This window comes from Nocardia sp. NPDC052001, from assembly GCF_040680615.1.
Lineage (GTDB): Bacteria > Actinomycetota > Actinomycetes > Mycobacteriales > Mycobacteriaceae > Nocardia.
Genome location: NZ_JBFAXC010000005.1, coordinates 230,217 through 252,040, shown reverse-complemented (window position 1 = coordinate 252,040; position 21,824 = coordinate 230,217). Strand labels below are relative to the sequence as shown.

At 68.8% G+C, this 21,824-nt stretch carries 10 protein-coding genes; 8 read left to right on the top strand and 2 right to left on the bottom strand.

What is annotated here, in order from left to right; genetic code table 11:
• The first annotated feature begins 19 nt into the window (after positions 1 to 19).
• The 8 genes from AB0L82_RS25240 to AB0L82_RS25205 all read left to right on the top strand — a co-directional run bounded on the left by AB0L82_RS25240 (position 20) and on the right by AB0L82_RS25205 (position 18,132).
• The gene (locus tag AB0L82_RS25240) at positions 20 to 3,613 is read left to right on the top strand and encodes an amino acid adenylation domain-containing protein (RefSeq protein WP_364641062.1); all 3,594 of its coding nucleotides are present in this window, start codon (positions 20 to 22) and stop codon (positions 3,611 to 3,613) included.
• A 93-nt stretch (positions 3,614 to 3,706) separates the two neighbouring features.
• The gene (locus AB0L82_RS25235) at positions 3,707 to 9,988 is read left to right on the top strand and encodes an amino acid adenylation domain-containing protein (protein ID WP_364641058.1); all 6,282 of its coding nucleotides are present in this window, start codon (positions 3,707 to 3,709) and stop codon (positions 9,986 to 9,988) included.
• A gap of 40 nt (positions 9,989 to 10,028) precedes the next feature.
• A complete protein-coding gene (locus AB0L82_RS25230) occupies positions 10,029 to 10,793 on the top strand; it encodes an alpha/beta fold hydrolase (protein ID WP_364641055.1) in 765 nt (254 codons plus the stop codon).
• A 65-nt stretch (positions 10,794 to 10,858) separates the two neighbouring features.
• Positions 10,859 to 12,184, top strand: coding sequence for a polyketide synthase (locus tag AB0L82_RS25225; protein WP_364641772.1), 1,326 nt, complete (start codon positions 10,859 to 10,861; stop codon positions 12,182 to 12,184).
• A complete protein-coding gene (locus AB0L82_RS25220; RefSeq protein ID WP_364641052.1) occupies positions 12,177 to 15,539 on the top strand; it encodes an SDR family NAD(P)-dependent oxidoreductase in 3,363 nt (1,120 codons plus the stop codon). The genes AB0L82_RS25225 and AB0L82_RS25220 overlap by 8 nt, the downstream gene beginning before the upstream one ends.
• A gap of 63 nt (positions 15,540 to 15,602) precedes the next feature.
• The gene (locus tag AB0L82_RS25215; protein WP_364641769.1) at positions 15,603 to 16,559 is read left to right on the top strand and encodes an ATP-binding cassette domain-containing protein; all 957 of its coding nucleotides are present in this window, start codon (positions 15,603 to 15,605) and stop codon (positions 16,557 to 16,559) included.
• The gene (locus AB0L82_RS25210; protein ID WP_364641049.1) at positions 16,556 to 17,326 is read left to right on the top strand and encodes an ABC transporter permease; all 771 of its coding nucleotides are present in this window, start codon (positions 16,556 to 16,558) and stop codon (positions 17,324 to 17,326) included. Before AB0L82_RS25215 ends, AB0L82_RS25210 begins: the two co-directional genes overlap by 4 nt.
• A complete protein-coding gene (locus tag AB0L82_RS25205) occupies positions 17,323 to 18,132 on the top strand; it encodes an ABC transporter permease (RefSeq protein WP_364641046.1) in 810 nt (269 codons plus the stop codon). The genes AB0L82_RS25210 and AB0L82_RS25205 overlap by 4 nt, the downstream gene beginning before the upstream one ends.
• A gap of 19 nt (positions 18,133 to 18,151) precedes the next feature.
• Here AB0L82_RS25205 and AB0L82_RS25200 read toward each other — a convergent pair whose 3' ends face one another.
• Together AB0L82_RS25200 and AB0L82_RS25195 are read right to left on the bottom strand one after the other, a co-directional pair.
• Positions 18,152 to 20,278: a glycogen debranching N-terminal domain-containing protein gene (locus AB0L82_RS25200; RefSeq protein ID WP_364641043.1), complete on the bottom strand. Its 2,127-nt coding sequence runs from the start codon at positions 20,276 to 20,278 to the stop codon at positions 18,152 to 18,154.
• A complete protein-coding gene (locus tag AB0L82_RS25195; RefSeq protein ID WP_364641040.1) occupies positions 20,241 to 21,503 on the bottom strand; it encodes a glycosyltransferase family 4 protein in 1,263 nt (420 codons plus the stop codon). The genes AB0L82_RS25200 and AB0L82_RS25195 overlap by 38 nt, the downstream gene beginning before the upstream one ends.
• Positions 21,504 to 21,824: the final 321 nt, after the last annotated feature.

Below are 21,824 nucleotides of genomic sequence, written 5' to 3'. Positions count from 1 at the left end.
TCGCAGGATGAGGAGTTCGATGCTCGACAAGGCTGGGATTCGCGCAATCGTGGCGGCTGCGCTGGACGTCGCCCCCGAATCGATCGGCGATGACGACGATCTCGTCAGCCTGGGCATGCACTCCATGAAGCTCATGCACCTGTCCGCCAAATGGCGTAAGCAGGGCTATGAGGTGCGCAGCTCCGCCCTCGCCCTGGAACCGACGCTCGCCGCGTGGACCGCCCTGCTCGGCGCGGGCCAGGTCGCCGCCGAATCAGCCTCGGCCGCAGCCGAATCCGCGACGGCCCGCACCGCGAACGGCTCCGTGGCCCCGGCCGCGAACGGCTCCGCCGACGCCCCGGCCCCCGGCAGTGAATTCCCCCTGGCCACCATGCAGCACGCCTACTGGATGGGCCGCCGCCAGGGTCAGGCCCTCGGCGGCGTTGCCGCGCACCTGTACGTCGAATTCGACGGTGACGGCCTCGATCCCGAACGCCTGCGCCGCGCCGTGACCCGCCTGGTGCACCGGCACGAACAACTGCGCGCCCGCTTCACCGACAGCGGCACCCAGCAGACCCTGCCCGAACCGCTGCGCCCGGTCTTCGAAGCCCTCACCCTGAGCGCCGATTCCGAGGCAGATGAGCTGGAACGCCTGCGCCAGGCCAAGAGTCATCAGCGCATGGACGTCGAGGCCGGACAGGTCATCGATATCGCGCTGTCGCTGCTGTCCGGCGGCGGTCACCGCCTGCACGTGGATGTGGATATGCTCGCCGCCGACGCGCAGAGCTACCGCCGCATCCTGGAGGATCTGGCCACCCTGTACGAGACGGACGCCGACCTCACCGAATCGCTGGACTACACCTTCCGCGCCTATCTGGCCGCGAAAGAGCAGGCCGCCCCGGATAACTCGGCCGATCGCGACTGGTGGGCGAGCCGCCTGGGCGAGCTGCCCGGCATTCCGGCCCTGCCCGTGCTGCCCGAGGCCGAGCGCCGGGACCCGAGCCGCAGTGTGCGCCTGCACCACTGGTTCGATCCGGCCGCGCGCCGGCGCCTGAACAAGAACGCGCACGGCCACGGCGTGACGCCCGCCGTCGCACTGGCCACCGTCTTCTCCGAGGCCATCGCCCGCTGGTCGGCGCGGCAGCGCTTCCTGCTCAATGTGCCGCTGTTCAACCGCGAACCGCTGCGCGACGATATCGACCGCGTGGTCGGCGACTTCACCAATTCGGTACTGGTGGACGTGGACGCCACGCGCGCCGAATCCATGGTGGATCGCGCCAAGCGACTACAGCGCGAATTGCACACCTGCGCGGCGCATTCGGAGTACGAGGGCCTGGACGTCCTGCGTGATCTGGGCCGTCTGCACGGTGCGCCGGTCACCCCGTCGGTGGTCTTCACCTCCGGCCTGGACCTGGGCGAACTCTTCTCCGACCGGGTGCTGCGCGTCTTCGGCGCGCCGGTGTGGATCATCTCCCAGGGCCCGCAGGTCGATCTGGACGCCCAGGTCGTGGAACTCAACGGCGGCCTGCTGGTGAACTGGGATCTGCGCCGCGACGCCCTCCCCGAGGGCGTGGCCGATGCCATGTTCACCGAATTCCGCGCCCTGCTGGACGGTTTGGTGGCCGACGACGCGGACTGGACCGCGGACCTGTCCATCGCCCTGCCGCAGACTCAGCGCGATATCCGCGATCACGTCAATGCCACCGACCTCGAACTCGGCGGCCCGCGCACCCTGCACGAAGCCTTCTTCACCCTCGCCGAGCGCGATCCCGACCGCCCCGCCCTGCGCTGGGACGCACAGGCCGTCGGCTCTCCCGATGAGCTCGCCGTGCGGGATTCGGCAGGTGCGGGTGTGCACGACGCGGTGAGCACCGGTGCCCTCACCTACGGCGAGCTGGCCGGTGAAGCACTGGCCGTCGCGCACGCGCTGACCGAGGCCGGGGTGCGCCCCGGTGACACCGTCGCCGTCATGATTCCCAAGGGGCACAGGCAGATTCCCGCCGTGCTCGGCGTGCTCGCCGCGGGTGCGACGTACCTGCCGATCAGCACCGCGCAGCCGCAGGCGCGTCGGGACCGGATCCTGGCGCGCGGTGGCGCGCGGGTGATCCTGCTGGACACCCCGGCCGACTTGCCCGCCGAGGTGAGCCCGCTGCTGCTGGCCGATGCCATCGCGGGTCCGCGACTGGAGGCCGCGCATGTCGCGGATCCCGATTCGATCGCGTACGTGCTGTTCACATCCGGTTCGACCGGTGAGCCCAAGGGTGTAGAGGTGAGCCACCGCGCGGCGGCCAACACCATCGACGCCATCATCACGCACTTCGACCTGGGCGCGGACGATCACACCGTCGGCCTGTCCGCCCTGGAGTTCGACCTGTCGGTATTCGACATCTTCGCCCCGCTCTCCCTGGGCGGCGCGGTCGTCGCGGTCGAGGCGAGCATCGAACGCGATGCCGTGGCCTGGTCCGCGCTCATCGCGGAAACCGGTGTGACGGTGGTGAATGCCGCGCCCGGCCTGATCACCATGCTGCTCGATACCGCCGCACCCGAGCAATTGCGCACCGTGCGCGTGGTCATCACCGGCGGTGACCGGGTGAAATCCCAGCAGGGCCACCGCTTCCGGGAGCTGGTACCGGGCGTGCGTTTCGCGGGCCTGGGCGGCACCACCGAGACGGCCATCCACTCCACCATCTGCGAGGTCACCGACCTCTACCCGGCCGACTGGGCGAATGTCCCCTACGGCACGCCGATGGCGAATGTTCGCTGCCGCGTGGTCAATTCGCGCGGCGAGGACTGCCCCGACCACGTCCCGGGTGAACTGTGGATCGGCGGCGTCAGCGTGGCCGACGGCTACCGCGGCGATCCGGAGCGCACCGCCGACCGCTTCGTCACCGTGGACGGCGTCCGCTGGTACCGCACCGGCGATATGGCCCGCTACCTGCCGGACGGCACCCTGGATTTCCTGGGCCGCGCCGACCACCAGGTGAAGATCCGCGGTTTCCGCGTCGAGCTCGGCGAGGTCGAGTCCGCGCTGGCCGCCCAGCCTGGTATCAGGGAAGCCGTTGCGCTGGTGACGGATTCGGGCCGCCTGGCCGCTATCGCCGCCGTCACCGCGGGCGGTAAGCATGCCGCCCCGGGGCACGCCCCATCCATCGAGTCCGTCACGGCGGGACTCCGGGAACTGCTGCCCGCGCACATGATTCCGGAAATCCTGGAACTGGTCCCCGCGATCCCTTTGACCGGCAACGGCAAACTGGATCGCGCCGCCATCCGCCGCATGGTCGCCGCCGGTGACGATGCCGCCGCCGACAGCTACCTCGCCCCCGAGACCGCGCTCGAGGCGGCCGTCGAATACATCGCAGCCATGGTGCTCGGCATCGAGAAGTTCGGCGTGACAACCGATTTCTTCGATATCGGCGGTAATTCGATTCTCGCCACCACCCTCACCGCGAAACTGCGCGGCCTACTGGCGGTGGAGCGCTTCGGCGTCACCGCGGTGCTCGAGGGCCGCACCGTGCGGGGCATCTGCGCCGCGCTGCTGGCCGCCGAGCCCACCCCGGACCGGCTGGACCAGGTGTCCCGCATTCTGCTCGAGCTCGCCGAGATCCCGAATCCGGAACCGGTCGCCGCGCTCTGATCGGTTCCATCCGATAGCGCACTGATCGGTGTCGTGCACCGGAAACCGTTGCGGTGCAGGGTTTCTCGAAAGAACAAGGATTGGTTTCACCTGATGAAGTCGCTGGAAGACCTACAGGCAGCAATGGCGGCCCGGCTCGCGAGCGCGGGCCTGGCCGCCGCCCCCGCGATACCGGTGCGCCGCGATCCGACGCGCGCGCCCCTGTCCTTCGGGCAGCGCAATGTGTGGGCGCATCAGCAGATCGCTCCTGACAGCGCCGCCTACAACCTCTGTCTGGCACTGACTTTCGACGGTGAGGTGGACGGTCCGGCCCTGCACCGCGCCTTCCTGGCCCTGGTGCGCAAGCACGAGGTGCTGCGCACCACCTATCACAATGACGAACACGGCGACCCGTACCAACTCATCCACGACGGCCTGCCGCCCCGCATCACCGAGATCGACCTCACCGCACACGATCCGGCCGAGGCGGACCGGCGATTGGCCGAGCTGACCAGGGCCGCCGCGTACGAGACTTTCGACCTGTCGTCGGAATCCTCCCTGCGCGTGACCTTCGCCCGCACCCGCCCCGATCGCCTGGTGGCGCTGCTGGTCATCCAGCACATCGCCTGGGACGGTATGACCCTGCCCGCGCTCTCGCCCGATATCGAGAACTTCTATCGGCAGGCGTGCACCGGTGACATCACGGTGGAACCGCTGCGCCGCCAGGTCGCCGACTTCGCCGAATGGGAGCAGGACCGCTACCGCGATGGCGACCACAGCGCCGAAATGGATTTCTGGGCAGGCCAATTCGACGGTGAGGTCCCCGAACTCCAGCTGCCGTACGACCGCCGCCCGGTCACCGTCACCGAACGCGGTGACCGCTTCGACCGACTGCTGGGCGCGCAGGCGGACGCCAACCTGCGCAGGCTCTCCGCCGATCTGCGCAGCACCCCGTTCTCGGTCTTCCTGGCCGCCTACTATCTGGCGCTGCGCCAGACCACCGGTCAGCGCGACATCGTGGTCGGCACCACCGTCGCCAATCGCGAGGAATCCGGTCAGGAACTGCTGATCGGCAACCTGTCCAATATGATTCCGCTGCGCTTCACCGGCGCGGGCGCGCACACCTTCGCCGAACTGGTGAACCAGGTGCGCGCCACCACCACCGAAGCCTTCCGGCACAAGCACTTTCCGCAGGAGGGCATCATCCGGGCGGCCAATAGCGCCACCGGGCATATCGGTTCCAAACTGTTCGACACCATGGTGCTGTTCCTGCACCAGAAGATCGACGGCCCGCAACTGCCCGGCGCGGTCACCAGCTGGGAACTGATCGACAATGGCGGCGCACTGCTGCCGCTGGTGGTCGAGACCTTCATGCACGCCGATCGCACCGACGTCCAGATCACCTACCGCACCGACCTTTTCGACCACGGCACCATCGAGCGCCTGCACGAGTACATCGAACAGGTGCTCGCCGCCGCCACCCCCGGCGCGACCCTGACCGCGCTGGAAACCCTCTCCGCCTCCGACCGCGCCCGGCTGGACGACTGGTCGCACGGTGACCGCCCCGCCATCACCCCCGACACCATCGACGCCATGATCCGGGCCTCCGCACAGGAGCATCCGGACCGGGTCGCGGTGATCTTCGAGGACATCGAACTCGACTACGCCGAATTCGATTCGCGCGTCAACGGACTCACCCGCATGTTGCTCGCGCGCGGTGTCCGCAACGGCGACCGCGTCGGCGTCTACGCCGAACGCAGCGAATGGCTCCCCGTCGTCTTCGCCGCCATCCTGCGCGCGGGCGCGGTCTACGTCCCCGCCGACCCGAGCTACCCGCTCGACCGCATCGAATACATGCTCGGCGACGCGGAGCTGTCCCTGCTGATCAATACGGTTGGCGCTGATTCCCCCCGTCATCCGGGCGTTTGTCTGGCCGGGATCCACGGCCTCGAATCATCTTCCACCGGTGTGGATTCCGGCCGAGAGCACGCCGAAATGACAGCGGCGGGTCTGCCGCTCCTGGACCTGGCCGCCCCGGATGTCCGCGCCGAGCTGGCCGCCACCGACGGCTCACCGGTTCGTGCCCAGGAACTGGCCCGGCCCGTTCATCCGCTGGACGCCGCGTACCTGCTGTACACCTCGGGCACCACCGGCCGTCCGAAGGGCGTGGTCATCCATCACCGCGCCATCGCGAACCATGTGCAGTGGATGCGCGACTACCTCGGCTTCGGGCAGGAGCGCATTCTGCAGAAGGCGCCGATCGGATTCGACGTTTCGGTGTTCGAACTGGTGAATGCGCTCGGCACCGGTTCGGCGACCGTGCTCCCGCATCCGGAATGGTGGCAGGCGGATGTGGAGGCGCTCGCCGGAATCATCGAGCGGCACCGCGTGACTCAGCTGTCCCTGGTGCCCAGCGTGACCCGCGCCTTCCTCGACGCGGGCCCGGACCCGAAGCGCTTGCAGTCCATGCGCTACGTCTACCTCGGTGGCGAATCCGTGCCGCCCGCGCTGGTGGAAGAGGCCAGCCGGGTGTTCGGCGGCACCGTGCTGGGCCTGTACGGCCCGACCGAGGCCGCTATGGACCTCACCCACGAGGATTTCGCGGGAACCCAGGGCAGCGATGAGATCCGTTCGGCGCTCATCGGCCGTCCCGAATCGAATTCGTCGGTGTACGTTCTCGATGAGCAGCTGCGGCAGGTGCCCCCGGGCGTCACCGGTGAGCTGTATCTGGGCGGCGTACAGCTGGCGCAGGGCTACCACCGGCGGCCCGGTCTGAGCGCCGCCACCTTCATGGCCTGCCCGTTCGCCGGAGAGCCCGGGGCGCGGATGTACCGCACCGGCGATATCGTGCGCTGGAACTCCCGCGGCCGCCTGGAATACCTGGGCCGCGTGGACGATCAGGTCAAGATTCGCGGCCACCGCATCGAACTCGGCGAAATCGGCACCACATTGCGCCGCATGCCGGGTATCGGCTCGGCCGCCGCCATCGCACTGCCGCGCGGCAATGACTCGGTGCTGGTCGCCTACTACGTGGCGGAGCCGGATTCGGTGTACGCCAACGATTCCGAGACCGCTGTGGCGGGTGCGATTCGCGCCTACCTCTCGGAACGCCTGCCCGAGTACATGATTCCGTCGGCCCTGGTGCGCATGGCCGCGCTCCCGCTCACCGCCAACGGCAAGCTGGACCGGCGCGCCCTGCCCGAACCGGATCTCGGCGGCAGTAGCGGCCACGGCCGCGAACTCGGTGACGGCCCGGAAACCCTTGTCGCCGAAGCGGTCCGCCAGGTGCTCAACCTCGGCGACGATCTCGCCCTGGCCGCCGATGACGACTTCCTGGCCCTGGGCGGCGATTCCATCACCGCCATCCGCATGGCCTCGGCCCTGAAGAAGCGCGGCCTGGCCATCACCACCGGCGCCCTGTTCGACGCCCGCACCATCGCCGCCATCGCCGCCGCGACCACCCCGATCCTCGACACCGGAGCGCCCGCGCTCATCGGCGCGGGCGCGGACACCGGCTGGATCCCGCTCAACCCGATCGCCGCCATGCTCGTCGAAAAGGTCGGCGAATACACCGGATACAGCCAGGCCACCGCCGTGGTGACCCCGGCGGGAGCGACCGCGGCACAGCTCAGTACCACCCTCGCCGCCTTGCTCGACCGCCACCCCATGCTCCGTGCCCGCCTCGGTGTGGACACCTCCCCGCGTCATTCCGCCGCGCTCTCGGCCGGAAGCGGTGCGGAGGCTGTGGATCCCGGCCGAGAGCATGCCGGGATGCCGGGGGGAGGTCTCGCCTACTACGTCCCCGTCGTCGGCGAGGAGTACCCGGCCGTCGAGCTGATCGAAGTCGTGATCGACGGCGAGGATTGGGAACTCACCGCGGGCGAAACGCTTCAGGCGCATCTGCGCGAGGTCGGAGCCGCACTCGATCCGGTCGCCGGTCGCATGGTCGGCGCGGTATGGGCGCGTACCCCGGACTTCGCCACCGGACGCCTGCTGCTGGTGATCCATCACCTGGTGGTGGACGGCGTCTCCTGGCGCATCCTGCATGACGATCTGCGCGGTTTGTGGCAGGACGGCGCGCTGGAGCCGGAGACCGGCACCTCGGTGCACACCTGGAACACCAACCTGGTGCACTACGCCCAAAGCGATGCTCTGGCAGCGGAATTGCCGCGCTGGCGGGAGATCGCCGCCGCCGCCGATCCGTTGCTAGGCACCCGTCGCATCGATCCGGTCGTGGACACCGTCGCCACCCTGCACGAGGTCACCGCCGAGCTCGACGCCGATGACACCCAACTGCTGAGCACGCTCGGCGCGCAGGTGTTCGGTTGCGACTTCCTGGATATCCAGGTCGCCGCGCTGGCCGTGGCCGTACACCGGTTCCGGCGTTCACACGACAATGACGCCGATACCGTCGCGCTCACCATGGAGCGGCACGGCCGCGTCGAAACCCTGTTCGCCGGAGCCGATCTGGCCAATACCGTGGGCTGGTTCACCAGCGCCTACCCGGTCGCGCTGAACGTGCTGCGCGGCGGCGAGGCCGATATCGTGGACGCGGTCAAGGCGGTCAAGGAACAGCTGCTCGCGGTGCCGGACTCCGGTATCGGCTGGGGTCTGCTGCGCTGGCTGAACCCCGCCGCCAAGGCCGAGCTGGAAGTTCACGCGGCCCCGCAGATCAGCTTCAACTACATGGGCCGATTCACCGTCGCCGATGACGCCGACACCGTCGAACCTTGGGATGCCGCACCGGAATTCGGCTACCTGGGCGGCCACGCCGACCCTGCCATGCCGGTCCCGGCCGTACTGGACGTCAACACCGTGAGCATCGCCGACGGCGACCGCACCGGCCTGCGCGCCTCCTTCCGCTTCCCGGCGGGCGTGCTCACCGACGCCGATGTGCACGAACTCGCCGACCTGTGGACCGGCGCACTGCGCGATCTGTCGAAGACGGTGCGCGACAACCCGGTTCGCCAGCCCACCCCCAGCGATGTGCTGGCGCGCGGTGTCACCCAGCTGGACCTGGACCGCTGGCAGACCCTGTACGGCGCGTTCGCCGATGTGCATCCGCTCGCGCCCATGCAGGCCGGGCTGTACTTCACCGCACTCGGTTCCGGCGGTAAGGATTTCTACAATGTGCAGACCATGATCGCCGTGCGCGGCGACCTGGAACTGCCGCGCCTGACCGCCGCGCTGGACACTGTCCTGAACCGCTATCCCAATCTGCGCGTGGCGATTTCGGTCTCGCACGCCGGCCAGCCGTACGCACTGGTCAACGAGCATATGGACTTCCCGGTGCGCGAGGTCGACTTCGCGGACCGGACCGATTCCGATGAGCGACTGCGCGATTTCCTGCTCGCCGATCAGGGCGAACAGTTCGACCTCGCGCGCGGCCCGCTCACCCGCGTCACCGTTGTGCACCTGCCCGAAGCGGTGCACATGCTGGTGCTCACCTCGCATCATCTGCTCACCGACGGCTGGTCCGGCCAGTTGCTGCCGCAGGAGATCTTCGCCGCCTACCTCAGCGACGGCACCGCCGCACCGCTCGGCAACCCGGACACCTTCGCCGAATTCCTGGCCCTGACCCAGGATCGGGAGGAGGCGACCGAGGCCGCCTGGTCCGGCTATCTGGACGGCGTGCAGCCCTGCCTGGTCGCGCCCAACCGGGTGCCCGAGGGCGGCGGCGTGCCCACCGGCCGCTCCGCCGAGATCGACGCGCGGGTGGTGGACCGGCTCACCGAGCTGGCCACCGAACTCGGCACCACCTTCAGCGTCATCTGCCAGCTCGCCTGGGCGAATGTGCTGCGCTACGTAACCGGTTCGGAGACAGCGGTATTCGGTGAGGTCGTCTCCGGACGCCCCGCCGACCTGGACGAGGTCGACAATGCGGTCGGCTGCTTCGCCAACACCATTCCGGTCGCGGTCGGCCTGCGCGGCGATTCCACCTGGCGCGAACAGCTGACCGAAATCCAGCGCCGCCGGGTCGAACTCATGGAATTCCACCAGTACCGCCTCACCTCGGCCATCCGGGCCACCGGTGTGCGCAAACTATTCGACTCCATGTTCGTCTTCCAGTCCTACCCGCCCGGCCGGGCCGAACTGGAAAGCCTGCTGGCACAGGCGAACCTGGAACTGGTGACCTTCGAGGGCGGCGGCGCGACCGATAACGCCCTGCTGGTCATGATCTTCCCGGCCAATGAACTGCTGCCCGGCGACGGCGTGCGGGCGGTGGTCTTCTACGCGGAGGACTCCTTCGACGACACCGAGGCCGAGATCATCGAGGCCGCCTTCCACGACACCCTGCGCGCCATCGCCGCCGCCCCGGACACCCGGATCGACGATGCCGCGGTCATCGGCGACGAAGACCACGGCCTGCTGGTGATGCGCCGGATGTGGCAGTGAGCGCCGGACATCCGCGCGCGGAGAAACAGGAGCAAGGACTATGAGCACTACCCTCGGCTGGATCCGCAAATTCCATCGCCCGCGCACGGCGGGCAGCGCGCCACTGGTCATCTGCCCGCACGCGGGCGGCGGCGCGTCCACCTACCGCCCGTTCTCCAAGGCGCTGAGCGAACACTTCGACGTCTCGATCTTCCAGTACCCGGGCCGCCAGGACCGGGCCCGCGAGGCCGCGCTGACCAGCGTGCCCGATATCGCCGCGGGCGCGTTCGCCGAATTCGTGCGCTCCCCGAGTAATAACGGCGAGCCGATCACCGTGTTCGGGCACAGCATGGGTTCGGTCGTGGCGTTCGAATTCGCCCGGCTGGCCGAGAACGAGGGCCTCCCGGTGCGGCTGCTCGCCGTCTCCGGTGCGGTCGCCCCGTATCGGGTGGTCGATATGCCCAACCACCCCACCGGGGATGAGGAACTCCTCGACCACGTCGGCGGGCTCCAGGGCACCGGCGCGGACGTGCTGGGCAACCGTGACCTCATGCGCATGGCGCTGCCCGCGCTCAAGGCCGACTACGCCGCCTTCGACGCCTATGTCTGCGCGCAGGATGTCCAGCTGAACACCCCGCTGCACGTCATGGGCGGCAGCGAGGACGAATTCGTCTCCATCGGCGACCTGTACGGCTGGCAGTCGCACACCCCGCACGAACTCCAGGTGAGCATGTTCGACGGCGGGCACTTCTACCTGCACGACCACGTCGCCGCCATCGCGGAAACCCTCGCCGCCGAGCCGATCCGGACGGCGGTGGCCCGATGAGCAACGGCGGCGATCCGATCGGCTCGGACAATGGAACGGCGGACAATGGCACGGCGGGAACCGGCATGAGGGGCGGTGCGGAGGATCCGATCGTCATCACCGGGATGGCGATCGAAGCGCCCGGTGGTATCGAGACGCTGGCCCAGTACTGGGAAGCGCTGGCCGAATCGCGCGATCTGATCGGACCCTTCCCGCGTGATCGCGGCTGGCCGCTGGAGAAGCTGTTCGCACTCGCCGACACCGAAGGCTGGGGCGAAGTCCGCGACGCGGGCGGATTCCTCGACACCGCGGCCGATTTCGATCCCATGTTCTTCGGCATCACCCCGCGCGAAGCGGTCGCCATGGACCCGCAACAGCGGGTGGCGCTGCGCGTCGCCTGGCGCGCGCTGGAGAACGCGGGCATCAACCCCGCCGCACTCGGCGACGGTGATGACATCGGTTGCTATATGGGCGCTTCCAATACCGAATACGGCCCGCACGGCGCGGAAGTCAACGACTTCACCGGATATCGCGCGGGCGGAGCCGCCATGGGCGCGGTCGCCGGGCGCATCTCCAATGTGCTGGGCCTGGGCGGACCGTCCGTGGTCGTGGATGTGGCCTGCGCATCATCCCTTGCCGCAGTTCACCTGGCCGCCAACGCGATTCGCACTGGCGAATGCGAATGGGCGCTCGCGGGCGCGGCCTGCGTCATGGGCTCACCCGGCGCGTTCTTCGAATTCTCCAAGAACAACGCGCTCGCCGCCGACGGCCAGTGCAAGCCGTACTCCGACAACGCCCTCGGCACACTCTGGGGCGAGGGCGTCGGAGTCGTTGTGCTGGAAAGGGAAGCGCGAGCCCGCGAACTCGGGCACCGCGTCTACGGCCGCCTGCTCGGCTCCCGCATCAACCACAACGGTAAGGGCGCGCCCATCGCGGTGCCCAGCTCCGCCGCACAGGAACGCCTGGTCCGCGCGACCGTGACCGCCGCCGGAATCGATCCGAACCTGATCGACATGATCGAGGGCCACGGCACCGGCACCGCCGTCGGCGATCCACTGGAATTGACCGCGCTGCAACAGGTTTACGGCATTCCCCGGGCCGATGGCAGCAGCCCGCTGCTCGGCTCGGTGAAATCCAATCTCGGCCACGCGCAAGCCGCCGCGGGCCTGCTCGGCCTGATCAAGGTGCTGCTCAGCGGTCTGCACGGGCAGATCGCCCCCACCCGGCACGCGGACAGCCCCAACTCCCGCTTCGACTGGGAAGCCGGAAACCTGCGCCTGGCAGCGAAACTCACCGACTGGGAACCGCGCGACGGCGTTCGCTACGGCGCGGTGTCGTCCTTCGGCGTCAGCGGCACCAACGCACACGCCGTGCTCGCCATGCCCGTCCTGGAAGAGGAAACCCATGCCTGACTACCGCCTTCCGGACGGCAGCACCCCGATCCTGCTGTCCGCCGACACCGCCGACGCGCTCGGACGTGAGGCCGCCGCCCTGGTCGCCTACCTGGAAGAACGACCCTCGGTCACCCCGGACGCCGTGGCGGACATGCTCTTCCGCACCCGCGCGGCCCGGCGGTACCGGGCGCTCATCGCCGTCACCGATCGCGACCGGCTGATCGAGGCACTGCACGCGATCGTCGCGGGGAAGCCGCATCCGGCCGTGACGGCCGGTAACCGCGCCGCGAGCGCACGCCGCATCGCATACGTCTTCCCCGGCCAGGGCTCTCAACGGCCCGGTATGGGCGTGCTCTACTACGCGCATTCACCGGTCTTCCGCGCCACCGTCGACGAATGCGACGCGATCTTTCAGGCACAGCACGGCATCTCGCCGCTGACCTACCTGCTCGACGAGTCCGGTGCCGACTACGGCGTCGAAATGGTTCAGCCCGCACTGTTCATGCAGATGCTGGGCCTGGCCGCCATCTGGCGCGCCGCCGGGGTGGAACCGCATGTCACCGTCGGGCATTCGCAGGGTGAGATCGCCGCCGCCGTGGTCTCGGGCATCATCTCGCTCGCGGACGGCATCCGCGTGGTCACGCTGCGCGCCAACCTGGTCGGCTCGCTCGAACGCGAACACGAGTGGAACGGTCAGTGGGCCATGGCCGTGGTCGGGGTCAATCGCGATGAATGCGAGGCGCTGCTGGCCCGCAATTCCGGCTGGGCCGAACTCGCGGTGGTCAATTCCGCGAACGTGCTCGCCATCTCCGGTGAGCGCCCGGCCGTCTCGGAGCTGGTGGCGACGCTCACCGCACAGGGCAAATTCGCCAAGGAGATCCGCGTCGAATACCCGGCGCACACCTCCTTCGTCAGCAAATTCCGCGGGGACCTCGAGGTCACCTTGCGCGACACCCTCGACTCGCCGCTCTTCGCGCCCACCGAGATCCCCTGCCTCGGAGCGACACTCGGCGAGGCGATCACCCCCGACCTGAGCGCCGCCGAATACTGGTACTGGAACCTGCGCAACCGCGTCCGCTTCGACCTCGCCATCGCTGCGGCCGCCGCCCAGGGCGTCGACATCTTCCTCGAGATCGCCGATCATCCGGCCCTCATGCTCGCCATGCAGGACACCCTCTCCGGCGCGGGCGAGGACCGCGACTTCCGCACCATCGGCACCTCTCGACGCACCGCCGTCGACCTCGCCGAATTCACCAAGAACCTGGCCCAGGTAGCGGTTCTGGACACCGCCTTCGCCTGGGACACCCTGCGCGACACCGCATCCGACGTGCGCCGCCTGCCGCTCCTGGACTTCCCCAACACCCAGACCACCCCGAAACAGCTCTGGGCTCCCTTCAACTACCGCCCCGAAGCGGCGCAGGGCGGAATTGGATCGACCGGCACCGGATCGGCATCGGTCGACGCGCGCGGTGTCGAAAGTGTCTCCGGTGCCACGAGTTCCGGTTCCGCCACCTTCGGTAACGGTGAATCAGCTGTCGCACAGTCTATTTCGACCGTAGAGGGCACCGTCGCACCGCAGCGCCTCGCCGAACGCTGGGTCCGCCTGGACCGCCGCAAGTTGGTCCCACCCCGCACCCTGAGCATGATCGACCACACCGGCCGCGCCGCCGACCTCGCCGCCGCCATCGAGCAGGCAGCCCCCCGCCACGGCGCGAAAGTGGTTACCGGCAAGCGGGGTATGGCAGACGGGACCGCTGCGTCGGCTGCGGGAACCGGCGCTGCGCCCGCAGCATCGAACGGCGCGGCCGGAACCACCGCCTCCGCGACCGCTGCGAGCACGGGTGGGGGAGCGGGTGCCGTGCGTGCTGCACCCGCCACGTCCGGTACGACCGGCGCGGTTGTCGTCGCCTATGACACGGCCGTCCTTCTGCTGCCGCCGTCGGCGGCTGCCGATATCGCCGCGGCGGTCCGTGAATCCGCTGACTTCGTTGGGGATCGGAGCTGGCTGCCCGATCTCACCGGCGTCCGGGACGTCTGGCTGGTGACCTTCGGCGGCGAGCAGGTGCTCGAGGGCGAGACGCCCGCTATCGCGCATGCCGCCGCGCAGGCCGGATTCCGCTGCCTGGCGGCGGAATACCCGGGCGTCGGCTTCCGGCATCTGGATCTGGCTGCCGGACAGGAGATTCCGGATGCGGCCAAGGCTGTGCTCGGCGCGATCCACACCTCGGGTGAGCCGGAGCTGGCCGCGCGCGCCGGAGCCTGGTACGGCAAGCGCCTGGTCGTGGACGACGCTCCCGGCGATTGCGCGCTCAGCGCGGCGGACCTCGCCGAGGTCGTGATCATCGGCGGCACCGGCAAACTCGGCCTCGATTGCGCCGCGGACTTCGCTCGCACCGGAGCCCGCCGCATCACACTCATCAGCCGATCGGGCGGCTCCGCCGAAACCGCGAAGCGGGTCGCGGAATTGAGCGCGCACGGCACGGTCATCAAGATTCGCACCTGCGATGTCACCGATGACGAGGCCGTGCGCTCGCTCGGCGATGGTTTCGCGGCCACCCCGGTCACGCTGCTGGTGCACGCGGCGGTGGACTACAACGCCGCCGCTGCCGAGGTGAGCCCCGAAACCGTGCTCGCCGCAGCGGAATCCAAGGTCGTCGCGCTGGACCGGCTGATTCGCGAACTGCCGCTGGCCCCGGACGCGCGCGTGGTGCTGTGCTCCTCGCTCTCGGCCACCATCGGCGGGCGCGGCCACGCCGTCTACGCCGCCGTGAACCGCATGCTGGACGCCGCCGCCACCGGCTACCGCCGCGACGGCATCGGCGTCACCTCCGTGCAGTGGGGACTGTGGCGGGCCGTCGGAGCCGACAATGCCGATGCGGTCGCCCGCATCAGCGGCACCGGCCTGCTGCCCATGGATCCGGCCACCGCCATCGCCGCCGGATTTGCGGCCGCGGGTAACAGCATCGTGGTCGCGGCCGAATGGTACAAGCTGCGTGCGATTTTCGCGCTCTTCGGCCAGGAGCCGCTGTTCGCCGAGATCCCGGACGCGCCCCCGCCGGTCGCGCAACCGCCGGTCGCCCCGGCAGCCGCAGCCCCGGTCGCACCCGCCGCTCCGTCGGGGCCCGCGCCCGCACAATCCGCGCCCATCGTCCAGGACATCGCCGGACAGGTCCGCGATGCCCTGCGCTTCGTGATGGGCATGGACAACACCGAACCCATCGACGGCTCCATGCCGCTGGTGGCGCTCGGCCTGGATTCCCTTCAGGCCCTGGACCTGCGCAAGCGCATCGAAGCCGAACTTCAGCGCGATCTGCCGGTCACCGCCATCCTCGGCGGTGCGTCACTGGACGAAGTGGTGTCACTGCTCGACTAGTCAGCACGTCCGAAATAGCAACGCAGCAGGGGGAATAGCGTCATGACCAGGATGGAGAATACGGTGCCGGAACCCGAGGACGCGATCATCGTCGAGTCCGTGCAGAAGTCCTTCGGCGAGGTGAAAGCGTTGCGCGGCATCAGCTTCACCGCGCCCGCGGGCAGTGTGCTGGGGGTGCTCGGCCCCAACGGCGCGGGCAAGACGACCACGGTGTCGGTGCTCTCCACCCTGGTGCGCCCGGACGCCGGGCGGGCGGTGGTCGCCGGTTACGACGTGGTGCGCCAGCCCACCGAGGTGCGCTCCTCGATCATGCTCACCGGCCAGTACGCCGCACTCGACGAAATGCTCACCGGCCGTGAGAATCTGGTGCTCTTCGCGCGCCTGCTCGGCCTGCGCCGCAAACAGGCCCGGGCGCGCGCGGAGGAACTGCTGGAACAGTTCTCGCTCACCGAGGCGGGGGATCGGCGGGTCGGCCAGTACTCCGGCGGTATGCGCCGCCGCATCGATATCGCCTGCGGTCTGGTGCGCCCGCCGCGCGTGGTCTTCCTGGACGAACCCACCACCGGCCTGGACCCGGTGAGCCGCCAGAGCCTGTGGGCGCTGGTGCGCGAACTCAAGGCGCAGGGCGTCACGGTGCTGCTCACCACGCAATATCTGGAAGAGGCGGATGCGCTGAGCGACAACATCATTGTCGTGGACAAGGGCACCGTCATCGCCGAGGGGACCGCCGATCAACTCAAGGCCCGCTCGGGTTCGAGCTACTGCGAGGTCGTCCCGGTCGACGCCGCCGATGTACCGCGCCTGGTCACCGCGCTGTCCGGGCTGGGCGAGGTCACGGTGGCCGACTCCGCCGACCGGGTCTCACTGCCCGCACCCGACGGTGCGGCCACCCTCACCGAGGCGCTGGCGCGAATCACCGGCGGCGGCATCGAATTGATCGATATCGCGCTGCGCCGCCCCTCCCTCGACGAGGTCTTCATCGAACTCACCAAGCCGAGCGCGGCACAGGTGAGCGCATGAATCAGGTTCCCATCGTGCGGGTTCCGGCCGGAGTGCAATGGTCGGCCTTGAGCGAGCGCGGTATTCGCGCCGCCCTCCGCGAAGGTGATGTGGTGCTGGCGCTGTTCGCGCCGGTGGCCATCTACATCTGCTTCTACATTCCGCTGCGTAAATCCATGTCCGCCACCGGCATCGACTTCGCGCAGTATCTGTTGCCGCTGGTCGCGGTGTACGCCATGTTCTTCACCGCCATGTTCGCCGCCGACCGCGCCGGGCGCGAGGTCGCGGGCGGTATGGCCACGCGGCTGCGTTCCCTGCCGGTGCGCCCGTGGGTGCCGGTGGCCGCGCGCATGTCCGCGAATCTGTTGCGCGGCTGCGCCGCGCTGACCAGCGCGCTGGTGGTGGGCATCGCCTTCGGCTTCCGATTCCACGATCCGGCAACGGCTCTGGTGTTCATCGCGGTGACGCTGGCCTTCGGAGCCGCCGTTGTGATCGCGGCCGACGCGCTGGGCACCGCCACCCGCAATCCCGAACTCGGCGGCACCGTGCTGTTCGTCCCCCAGCTGCTGCTCATCATGACCTCCACCGGATTCGTTCCGGCCGAAGGATTCCCGGGCTGGATTCAGGGCTGGGCGCGCAATCAGCCGGTCTCGCAGGTGACTTCGGCCCTGCGCGGTCTGGCCGAGGGCCGCTACCCCTCGGAACTCGGCGTGGCCGCGCTGTGGATCGCGGGCCTGCTCATCGTGGGCGCGTTCCTCGCGACCCGTGCGGAAGGACGGCGCGCATGACAACCACCGAACCCACTGTCGCACAGCCGAACCCGATCGGCTCGGGTTCGCTGCCCGGCCAACTGCTGATCGAAACCGGCCGCCTGCTGCGCCGCTGGTCCCGTCAGCAGGAGGTGATGACCAGCACCCTGGTGCTGCCCGTACTGCTGCTGCTCATGTTCGACCTGGTGCTGGACCGATCCCTGGGCCTGTCCTCGGACGCCGACCCCATCTACGGCTTCGTCCCCATGATCGCCATCGCCGGAGCCATGTACGGCGCGATGGGCACCGGCCTGTCCCTGTACGGCGAACGCCGGAGCGGCCTGCTGCGCCGCTTCTGGGTACTGCCGATCCACCGGTCGGCGGGCATGCTCGGCCGCCTGCTCGCCGAATGCGTGCGCGCCGCCGTGGTCACCCTGGTGGTGGTGCTGATCGGCATGGCGCTGGGGCTGCGCTTCCAGCAGGGCTGGCCCGGTTTCTTCGGCGCGCTGGCGGTCCCGGTGCTGGTCATCGCCGGATTCACCCCGGTGGTAATCCTGGTGGGCGTCAGCCGAATCGGCGATAAGGTCGTCCAGCTCGCCGCCATCGTCGTGCTCATCGGCATGTTCTTCAACTCCGGTTTCGTCCCGCTGGACAACTACCCGGAGCTGATTCAACCGATCGTCCGCGCCCAGCCCATGAGCTGCGCCATCGAAGCCATGCGCGGTTTCATCCTGGGCGGCCCCGTCGCCACCCCGATGCTTCAGACGGCGGCGTGGTCGCTGGGCCTGGCCGCCGTCTTCGGCGCCCTGGCCGTGCGCGGCTACCGCGCCGCCGCCGAAAGCTGAACCGCTGGTCGGTGATTCGCTAGTGCGTGATGAGCCGCCAATCCTCGGGGAGATTGGCGGCCGTCACCTTCTCGCCCTCCACCGCCAGATCGATCACCGCACCGCCCAGCCGCAGATCGGTGAGCTCCACCCGCCCCCAGCGCGCGGGCAGATGCGGCAGCACGGTGAGCGTGCGCCGCGGAATATCCGGATCCAGCCCCAGGAACGACCGCACCAGCAGCAGCGGTGCGGCACTGGCCCACGCCTGCGGTGAACAGGACGTCGGATAGGGGACCGGTGCGGCGAACTTGGCGCGCGGGAAACCGCAGAACAATTCCGGCAGTCGCCCGCCGAAAGCCCCCGCGGCATCGAGCAATCCCTCGGCCAGTCGCGTCGCCAGCTCGATCGCTCCCGGAATATGCCGGTAGCGCAGCAGCCCGGCCACCCCGATCGCGGTGTCGTGCGGCCATACCGAACCATTGTGATAACTCATCGGATTGAACGCGCCCATCTTGGAAGACAGTGTGCGCAAACCGAATCCGGTATCCATATCCTCGGACGCCAGTCGTTCGATCACCACCGCGGCATGCTCGTCCGAGATGATGCCCGACCACAGGCAATGCCCGATATTGCTGGTGAGCGCGTCGAGCTTGCGCTTGTTCCCATCCAAAGCGACCGCGAACCAACCCTTTTCGGGCAACCAGAACGCTTCGGCGAATTTGGTGCGCAACTCGGCCGCGCGATCGCGCAGATGTGCCGCTGTCATCGGGTCACCGAACTCGTCGGCCAGTTCCGCCCGCGCCAGCAGCGCCGCGTACACGTAGCCCTGCACCTCGCACAGCGCGATCGGCGGCTCCGCCAAATGCCCGATCGCGTCATTGACGCCGTCGAAACTGTCCTTCCAGCCCTGATTGATCAGACCGCGATCGGTGGCGCGCCGATACTCCACGAACCCGTCACCGTCGCGGTCCCCGTAGTCGGCGACCCACGCCAGCGCCGCGTCCGCCGCGGGCAGCAGCGCCCGCACCGATTCCGCATCCGCGCCCCAGCGCCGCGCCTGCGCCAGCAACATGACGAAAAGCGGTGTGGCGTCGATGGTTCCGTAGTACGTCTCACCGCCCAGCACCGCACCGCTGGCCGGGCCGCGCCGCATCTCGTGCATGATGCGACCCGGCTCCTCCTCGGTCATCGGATCGACCCGCTGCCCCTGCATCTCGGCCAGCTGCTCCATGGTGCCGACCGCCAGGCCGACATCCAGCGGCAGCGCCATCCACGCGGTGAGCAGCGAATCACGGCCGAACAGCGTCATGAACCAGGGTGCGCCGGCCGCCACGAAGGGACGGCCGCCACGGCTCTCGTCATGAATCTGCAAGGCGCCCAGATCACTTTCGGTGCGGGTCAGCACCAGCGCCAGCTGTGGATCCGCGGCGGTGATATTGGTGGCGGTATCGCGCCAGGCCGCGATCTTGCGGCTCGGCTCACTGAATTCGTAATGCTCACCCGGACCCAGCGGTGACCGCACCGGCTGACTGCCCATGGTGGGCTGGGCCAGCACCTCGGTCTGCCAGCTGCCCCCGGCGGGCACCACGGCCCGCCAGGACAGCGAACCCGGCAGTACCACCGGTGGCTCCGAGGACGAGACCGTCAGACCCCGGGACCGATCCGACCGGTCGTTTAGTAGCAGCTCCTGATCGGACACGATGATCTCGGCTCGCGTACTGGCGGTGCGGCCCTCCTTGACCGCGAACAGATCCACGAAATCCGCGTCGATCAGCAATTGCAGATCCACGGCCGTGGTCTCGCGGCCCATGTTCTCCACCGTGATGGTCTCGCGCAGCCCGTCCGCGACAAGGCGTTCGCGCACAATGAGAACCGTGCTGTCCGCGACCCCCGCACGGGGCGGGCGGCGCAGGATGAACCGCGCGGTGAACGCCTCCGGCGTCAGCACCGACAGTGCCTCCGGCCGATTCCCGTCCACCCGCAGCTCCCAGCGGGACAGCACCCGCGCGTCCCGGAAGAACAATCCATATGGCGTCCCCGGTTCGACATCGCCGACGCGATCCGACAGGCAGAACGTACTTCCCTCCACCAGCGTCACCGCCCCTCCGCTACTGCCCAGGGCCGACGGCTCACCGGCGTTCAACGCGACCGGAACCTCTTCGCTCACTCACACTCTCCCGTTCGATGATGTCGACGCCGAGTCCCGCCCCGACCGCGGCGCCGACACTCGCCGGACGCGGCGATGCGGTCGCGGACTGGTGCACGGAATTCGCGGACCTGGCGTGCAGGGCCGCCGCGCGGCGCGGCCGATGCGCGCGCACCACACGGCGATAGATCTCCTCATAACCGCGGCCGAGAGTGTCCGCGCCGAAATGCTCGACCACATGCGCGCGCATGGCGTGTGGATCGTAGGTCTGCACTTCCTTGATGGCCGTTGCCAATTCGGCCGGATCGTCGCAAATGCGACCGGTGACACCGTCCACGATCACCTCGGCCACGGCGCCGCCGCGCAACGCCACCACGGGCGTGCCGCACACCATCGCCTCGATCATCACCATGCCGAACGGTTCCTCCCACCGCACCGGGAACAGCAAAGCGCGTGCCCCGGCCAGCAATTCACGTTTGGCCACGGCATCGGCCATACCGAACATGTGATCGCGTTCGGTGAGCAATGGCCGTACCGCACTCTCGAAATACCGCAATTCGGGCGGTTCGGCGCACTTCCCGGCGAGCACCAGCGGAATATCCGCGGCATGCGCGGCCTCCAGCGCCAGATGCGGCGCCTTGTCCTCGGTGAACCGGCCCAGGAACAGAGCGTAGTCGTCCTTCTCCGCCCGGAAGGGCCAATCGTCGACACGGAGCGCATTGTGCACGCGGCCAACCCAATTCAGATCCGGGGCGAGCGAGCGCTGCCGATCGCTGATGGCCACCAACTGCGCGTCCTCACCGAGTTCGCTGTAGTACAGGTACGGTTCGCCGTTCACCGGACCGTGCACGGTGATCACGGTCGGCATACCGAGCTCGCGGTACATCGGCATATTCAGCGGTCCGGCGAAGGTGTGGTCGTGGACCAGATCGAAACCCCCCAGCGCCGAGAGCCGCTCCAGCGCGCGCCGGACCTTCAAGGCGTGCAATACCTCCGGAAACGGATCGCCGAGCCGGTCCGATTGCGCCCGATCCCATAGCGAGACCATGCGCCCATCGGTGCCGTTCACACCCGCGCCCAGCAGTGTGACCTCATGCCCGCGTGCCACCAGGGCGTCCACCAGATCGGCCACCACGGCCTCAACGCCGCCGTATGCCTTGGGCGGGATGTCGAAGTACGGCGGCACCACCATCGCGATGCGAAGCCGATCACGGGTAAGGGATGCGAATTCGAATGTGGCGCTCATGACCACTCCTTCCGGAACACAACCGCCTTCGCCCGGTGCAGTGGGCGTCGGCATGGGCGGCCGACTCCGGTGGAAGATCGAAAGCGACTGTGCCGCAGTGAACTACCCGGCTCATCTGGACGCGACAGTGCGCGGATGAGCCCGGTGGGAAGTTCGACAGCACGCTCTAGGGTTTGAACGCCTGATGATCGTCGCGCCGGCCGGTGCCTGGCGGTTCGCTGACCGGATCACAGGCACCCCGGGCGCTTCCTCGCGCTCGGCGGCCATTTGGTGATTTCCACACTATCGCCGCAAATCACATATGAGGGACAGATCGGAATT

Bases quoted from the DNA above. Each gene is read 5' to 3' on its own strand.
- AB0L82_RS25205 (WP_364641046.1), top strand. From the start codon at position 17,323: ATGACAACCACCGAACCCACTGTCGCACAGCCGAACCCGATCGGCTCG.
- AB0L82_RS25220 (WP_364641052.1), top strand. From the start codon at position 12,177: ATGCCTGACTACCGCCTTCCGGACGGCAGCACCCCGATCCTGCTGTCC.
- AB0L82_RS25240 (WP_364641062.1), top strand. From the start codon at position 20: ATGCTCGACAAGGCTGGGATTCGCGCAATCGTGGCGGCTGCGCTGGAC.
- AB0L82_RS25225 (WP_364641772.1), top strand. From the start codon at position 10,859: ATGAGGGGCGGTGCGGAGGATCCGATCGTCATCACCGGGATGGCGATC.
- AB0L82_RS25235 (WP_364641058.1), top strand. From the start codon at position 3,707: ATGAAGTCGCTGGAAGACCTACAGGCAGCAATGGCGGCCCGGCTCGCG.
- AB0L82_RS25195 (WP_364641040.1), bottom strand. From the start codon at position 21,503: ATGAGCGCCACATTCGAATTCGCATCCCTTACCCGTGATCGGCTTCGC.
- AB0L82_RS25230 (WP_364641055.1), top strand. From the start codon at position 10,029: ATGAGCACTACCCTCGGCTGGATCCGCAAATTCCATCGCCCGCGCACG.
- AB0L82_RS25210 (WP_364641049.1), top strand. From the start codon at position 16,556: ATGAATCAGGTTCCCATCGTGCGGGTTCCGGCCGGAGTGCAATGGTCG.